The 5,408-nt window shown below is 35.5% G+C and carries 5 protein-coding genes; 2 read left to right on the top strand and 3 right to left on the bottom strand.

The window, feature by feature from the left end:
• The first annotated feature begins 137 nt into the window (after window positions 1–137).
• Window positions 138–1,757: a lactate permease LctP family transporter gene (locus AB3X49_RS17025; RefSeq protein WP_002029741.1), complete on the top strand. Its 1,620-nt coding sequence runs from the start codon at window positions 138–140 to the stop codon at window positions 1,755–1,757.
• 37 nt (window positions 1,758–1,794) lie between these two features.
• Here the strand turns inward: AB3X49_RS17025 and aspA are convergent, their stop codons facing one another.
• The 3 genes from aspA to gloA2 all read right to left on the bottom strand — a co-directional run bounded on the left by aspA (window position 1,795) and on the right by gloA2 (window position 5,202).
• Window positions 1,795–3,228, bottom strand: coding sequence for an aspartate ammonia-lyase (gene aspA / locus AB3X49_RS17020; RefSeq protein ID WP_002010496.1), 1,434 nt, complete (start codon window positions 3,226–3,228; stop codon window positions 1,795–1,797).
• A 181-nt stretch (window positions 3,229–3,409) separates the two neighbouring features.
• Window positions 3,410–4,708 carry a hemolysin family protein gene (locus AB3X49_RS17015; protein ID WP_016093357.1) on the bottom strand — a complete coding sequence of 433 codons (1,299 nt, stop codon included), beginning with the start codon at window positions 4,706–4,708 and terminating at the stop codon, window positions 3,410–3,412.
• 107 nt (window positions 4,709–4,815) lie between these two features.
• A complete protein-coding gene (gene gloA2 / locus AB3X49_RS17010) occupies window positions 4,816–5,202 on the bottom strand; it encodes an SMU1112c/YaeR family gloxylase I-like metalloprotein (RefSeq protein WP_001017670.1) in 387 nt (128 codons plus the stop codon).
• A 91-nt stretch (window positions 5,203–5,293) separates the two neighbouring features.
• Here gloA2 and AB3X49_RS17005 point away from each other — a divergent pair.
• Window positions 5,294–5,408: Na+ dependent nucleoside transporter N-terminal domain-containing protein (locus AB3X49_RS17005; RefSeq protein WP_367963553.1), on the top strand; the 115-nt coding region annotated here is incomplete at its 3' end.

The following is a 5,408-nucleotide window of genomic DNA, read 5'->3' as shown; positions in this document are numbered from 1 at the left end:
CTATTATGGAATAATTATACTTTTTCACGTTGACAATAGTGTTGAAGGAGAATATACTAAGCATGTAAGTTGATTGTGAATAGTTTCACAAATAATGTGAATTTATTCACATATAATAGATAGGAGTTGTCATTATTATGAGTACTTGGACACAAATTTATGACCCATTAAACAATATTTGGTTATCTGCACTAATCGCAGCACTCCCAATTTTTTGCTTCATTATTTGTTTAGTGGGATTCAAAATGAAAGGTTACATGGCTGGGCTTTATAGTGTGATCGTCGCTATTATTCTTGCTATATTTGTTTATAAAATGCCCGCAACTGTAGCTGTAGCATCTGCCGGATTCGGTGTTTTATCTGGATTTTATCCAATTTGTACTATCGTTATCGCAGCTATCTTCCTTTACAAATTAACTGTTAAAACAGAACAATTCAATGTCATTCGTGATAGCATTTCAAGTATTACAAATGATCAGCGTTTACAAGTATTATTAATCGCTTATTCTTTCGGTGCTTTCTTAGAAGGCGCGGCTGGTTTCGGTGTTCCAGTTGCTATTACAGCTGCATTACTTGTAGGTATGGGCTTTAATCCATTAAAAGCAGCAGGTATTTGCTTAGTAGCTAATATCGCTGGTGGTGCTATGGGTGCTATGGGTATTCCAGTTACAGTACCTGCACAATTAACTGGGCTAGATGCATTAACTGTCGGTCGTCAAGCTGTTTACATTTTGCCATTCATTAGCATTGTTTTACCGTTCTTACTTGTTTCAATGGTAGATGGATTTAAAGGCATTAAAGAAACTTGGCAAGGTATTCTTGTAAGTGGTGTTTCTTTCGCAATTACTCAGTTCCTTGTGACTTACTTCTTAGGCGCTGAACTTACTAATATTTTCGCAGCAGTCGTAAGTATGGTCGCTCTTACATTATTCTTACGTGTTTGGCAACCAAAATCTTCTGCTAAAGAAGAAAAACAAGAAGAAAAAGAATCTCATACATTCAATCAAATTTTATATGCTTGGTCCCCATTCGTATTCTTAACTGCATTTGTAACAATCTTTAATTTAAAACCAATTAAAGCTTTATTTGCTCCGGATGGTCCATTGGCAAACTTAGTATTTAACATTCAATTCCCTGGTCTTCATAATGCGGTTATGAAAACTGCACCAATTACAAAGGCTGATACACCTTTCGCAGCGATTTTCAAACTAGATGTATTCTCTTCTACAACTACTGCGATTGTATTAGCAATCATCGTTTCACTTATCGTCTACCGTGTAAACGGCAAAATGATTAAAGAATTAATGATCGAAACAATAAAAGAACTAAAAGTTCCAGTATATACAATTTGTAGCGTTATCGCTTTAGCTTACGTAGAAAACTACTCTGGTATGTCATCTACACTTGGACTTGCATTCTCTTCTACAGGAAATGCATTCCCAGTTCTTTCTCCAATCTTAGGATGGATTGGCGTATTCATTACAGGTTCAGTCGTATCAAGTGGTTCATTATTCGCACCACTTCAAGCAGTAACTGCCGATCAGTTAAACATCGTACCATCTACTCTCGTTTCATTAAACGTAGTTGGTGGTACAATCGCAAAAATGGTTTCACCACAATCTGTAGCAGTTGCTTGTGCAGCAGTTGGACTAGTTGGTCAAGAATCTGCTCTATTTAAAATAGTAATGAAATATAGTTTAATCTTCTTAGCTATTATTAGCTTACTTCAACTTAACTCTGTATTTAATATCTTCTAAAAAAAGCACCGATCCAAATGGATCGGTGCTTTTTACATTACATTTTTTTATTCTTTAATAAAGAAGCACCAGCAATTTCGGGATGCGTCATTTCATATGGATCCAAAATAATATCAAGCTCTTCTGCTGTAAGTACACCATGTTCTAAACATAGCTCCCTAACAGATTTTCCTGTCGCAATTGCTTCACGTGCAATGCGAGAAGCTGCTTCATAACCAATATGAGGATTCACTGCTGTAATAACTCCAACACTTTTTTCAACATATTGCTTAAGCAACTCTTCATTCGCTGTAATTCCCTTTATACAGTATTCACGGAATACACGGAAACCGTTATTCATAATACTGATGGATTGAATTAAATTAAATACTAATACCGGTTCCATTACATTTAACTCTAATTGGCCAGCTTCTGACGCTAAGCAAATTGTATGGTCATTTCCAATTACTTGGAAAGCAACTTGGTTAATTACTTCTGCCATAACTGGATTTACTTTACCCGGCATAATAGATGAACCTGGTTGACGAGCTGGTAATTGAATTTCCGCCAACCCAACACGTGGACCAGACGCCATAATACGAAGGTCATTTGCAATTTTAGACATATTCATCATACATACTTTTAGTGCTGCAGATACTTCTGTATATGCATCTGTGTTTTGCGTCGCATCAACTAAGTGCTCTGCACCAACAAGAGGGAAACCACTAAAAGTTCGTAAATGCTTCACAACTTGTTCTATATAAGTAGGGTTTGCATTTAATCCCGTACCGACAGCTGTCGCACCCATATTAACTTCGTATAAATGTTGACGAGACTGTTTAATTCTTTTTATATCACGCTCTAGCACTCTGCTATATGCTTCAAATTCTTGCCCAAGGCGAATTGGAACTGCATCTTGCAAATGCGTACGCCCCATTTTAATAACGTGATCAAACTCTTTTGCTTTATCATGAAAAGCAGAGTGAAGTTCTTCCATTGTAACAAGAAGTTCTTCCAGCATCATAAGAGTTGCTATATGAATCCCAGTTGGGAACGCATCATTTGTTGATTGGGCCATGTTCACATGAGTGTTTGGGCTAATTTTCGCATATTCACCTTTTTCGTATCCCATACGTTCCAAGGCTCTATTTGCAATTACTTCATTAGTATTCATATTAATTGAAGTACCTGCTCCGCCTTGAATCGGGTCTACGATAAATTGATCATGGAACTTTCCATCAACAATCTCTTGTGCCGCTTCTGCAATTTCTTGTCCGATATCTTTAGCTAAGTAACCTGTATCTATATTCGCAAGCGCTGCCGCTTTTTTTACAATTGCCATTGCCGTAATGAGTGACGGATGAATGCGGTATCCTGTAATAGGAAAGTTTTCTACGGCACGTAATGTTTGTACACCATAATAAGCTACACTCGGTACTTCCTTTTCACCTAAAAAATCTTTTTCTATACGTATATCCTTCGTTGCTATCATTTTTCATCACCTATACTTTTCATTCTAAATCCTTATCTAAAGAATTCGCCCTATAAAATACGAGTATCATTAAATGAATTCTTCAGTATCCACTTTCACTATATAGCACCTTTTTTGAAAGCGCAAACATTTATTTTTCTATATATACTTTTTATTAAAGTTTATATAATAGAAAATCCATTCATTCTTCTACTTTCTTTATTTCAACTCGCTTAATTTGATGCATATCCTTTTCAAGAACTTTAAAAGAAAAGCCGTGTTTTTCAATAATATCTCCTTCAGCAACGATTTGCTTTTGTACCATAATCCAGCCACCAATTGTATCTACATCATCAGCGATTAAGTGTATGCCAAATAAATCATTTACTTCACTAATAAGCACTTTTCCCTCTACGATTTTACACCCTTCACTTATATGCTCTATAGGCGGGTGTTCATCTTCATCGTATTCATCTCGGATTTCTCCAACAATTTCTTCTAAAATATCTTCTAGTGTAACGATCCCCGCTGTACCACCATATTCATCATATAATACAGCTAATGGAATTCGTTTTCTTTGCATTTGTAATAGCAAATCATGAATAGGGATATTTTCTAACACTTCAATAACTGGCCTTGTATATGGCGTAATCGAGCACCCCTCGTCTCGATTACCATCCATATAACGAATAAATAAATCCTTTACATTAACCATCCCAATAATTTCATCTTTATCTTCACCAAATACGGGATATCTCGTGTACTTTTCTTGTGCGATTATTTTAATATGTGTTTCAAATGGTTCGTCCTCATATAAACCTACAACTTCCGTACGAGGTACCATAATTTCCTTTGCGACTCTATTATCGAATTCAAAAATATTATTTACATATTTAAATTCCCTTTGATTAATCTCTCCACTCTCATAACTCTCAGATAAGATTAATCGTAATTCTTCCTCCGAATGAGCTACTTCATGTTCAGAAGCCGGATGTAATCCGAATAACCCTGTTACAAGCCTTGCAGAACCATTTAAAGCCCAAATAAACGGATACATTACTCGGTAAAAGTAAATAATTGGCTTCGATAATAATAAGCTAACTTGCTCTGCCCTTTGTATAGCGAGCGTCTTCGGAGCAAGTTCACCAATGACAACATGTAAAAACGTAATAACTGCAAAGGCAATAATAAATGAAACTGTACTTGCAATTGCAGGAGATAAGTGTAGTTTTAAAAACAACGGCTCGAGTATATGTTTTATAGTGGGCTCTCCTAACCACCCAAGCCCTAAAGCAGTAATTGTAATACCTAACTGACATGCTGATAAATACTCATCTAAATTCGAAGTTACTTTTTTAGCTGCCAATGCTCCTCGTCGTTTTTCACTAACGAGTTGATCAATACGACTGCTACGCACCTTAATAATTGCAAACTCAACAGCCACAAAAAATGCTGTTAACGCAATAAGGATGGCTACCATCAGTAATTTTAAAATATCCACATATGTCCTTTAGCTTTCTTAGCTAAAGTTACACCTCCTTTAAAAAAGAAGTTTCACTTTAGTTTCTTCATTTATTTGAAAGCAACCCTATATAAAATTCACCAATTTCAAGCCTCATACAATTCTAAAGGCAAGCCATCAGGATCTTGGAAAAAGACAAATTTTTTATCCGTAATTTCATCCATACGTATCGCTTCAGTCTCCACACCGCATTGTTTTAAATGGTTTACAGCTTCTTCTATATTTGTAACAGCAAATGCTAAATGTCTAAGTCCAGCTGCTTCTGGAAAACTTGGGCGCTCAGGTGGACTAGGAAATGAAAATAATTCAATTTGATACTCTTCCCCTACACATAAATCTAACTTATAAGAATCTCGTTCTTTTCTATATACTTCATTTATCGCTTTAAAACCTAATATCCGAGTATAAAAATCCTTTGACAGTTCATAATTCGAACAAATAATTGCAACGTGGTGCACTCTACATATATTCATGCTCTCTCTATTCCTTTCTTTACCAAAGATGCATATTCTCCCTTGAAATGAAAAACATATATAGCAGAATATCTCTTTTAGGGGGCTTACTATGAAATTTATTACTTTTTCCGTGGGACTTATCGTTGTTTTCTTCCTTGCTTATATTGCTAGCAACAATAAGAAACATATTAAATTTAAACCAATTTTTATCATGCTTATTATAC

This window comes from Bacillus sp. C30, from assembly GCF_040838255.1.
Taxonomy (GTDB): domain Bacteria; phylum Bacillota; class Bacilli; order Bacillales; family Bacillaceae_G; genus Bacillus_A; species Bacillus_A mycoides.
Note: the sequence above shows the minus strand (reverse complement) of the source record. Positions and strands in the feature narration are given on the sequence as shown.

Excerpts from the sequence above, each read along its gene's own strand:
- AB3X49_RS17025 (WP_002029741.1), top strand. The coding sequence starts at position 138 with ATGAGTACTTGGACACAAATTTATGACCCATTAAACAATATTTGGTTA.
- aspA (WP_002010496.1), bottom strand. The coding sequence starts at position 3,228 with ATGATAGCAACGAAGGATATACGTATAGAAAAAGATTTTTTAGGTGAA.
- gloA2 (WP_001017670.1), bottom strand. The coding sequence starts at position 5,202 with ATGAATATATGTAGAGTGCACCACGTTGCAATTATTTGTTCGAATTAT.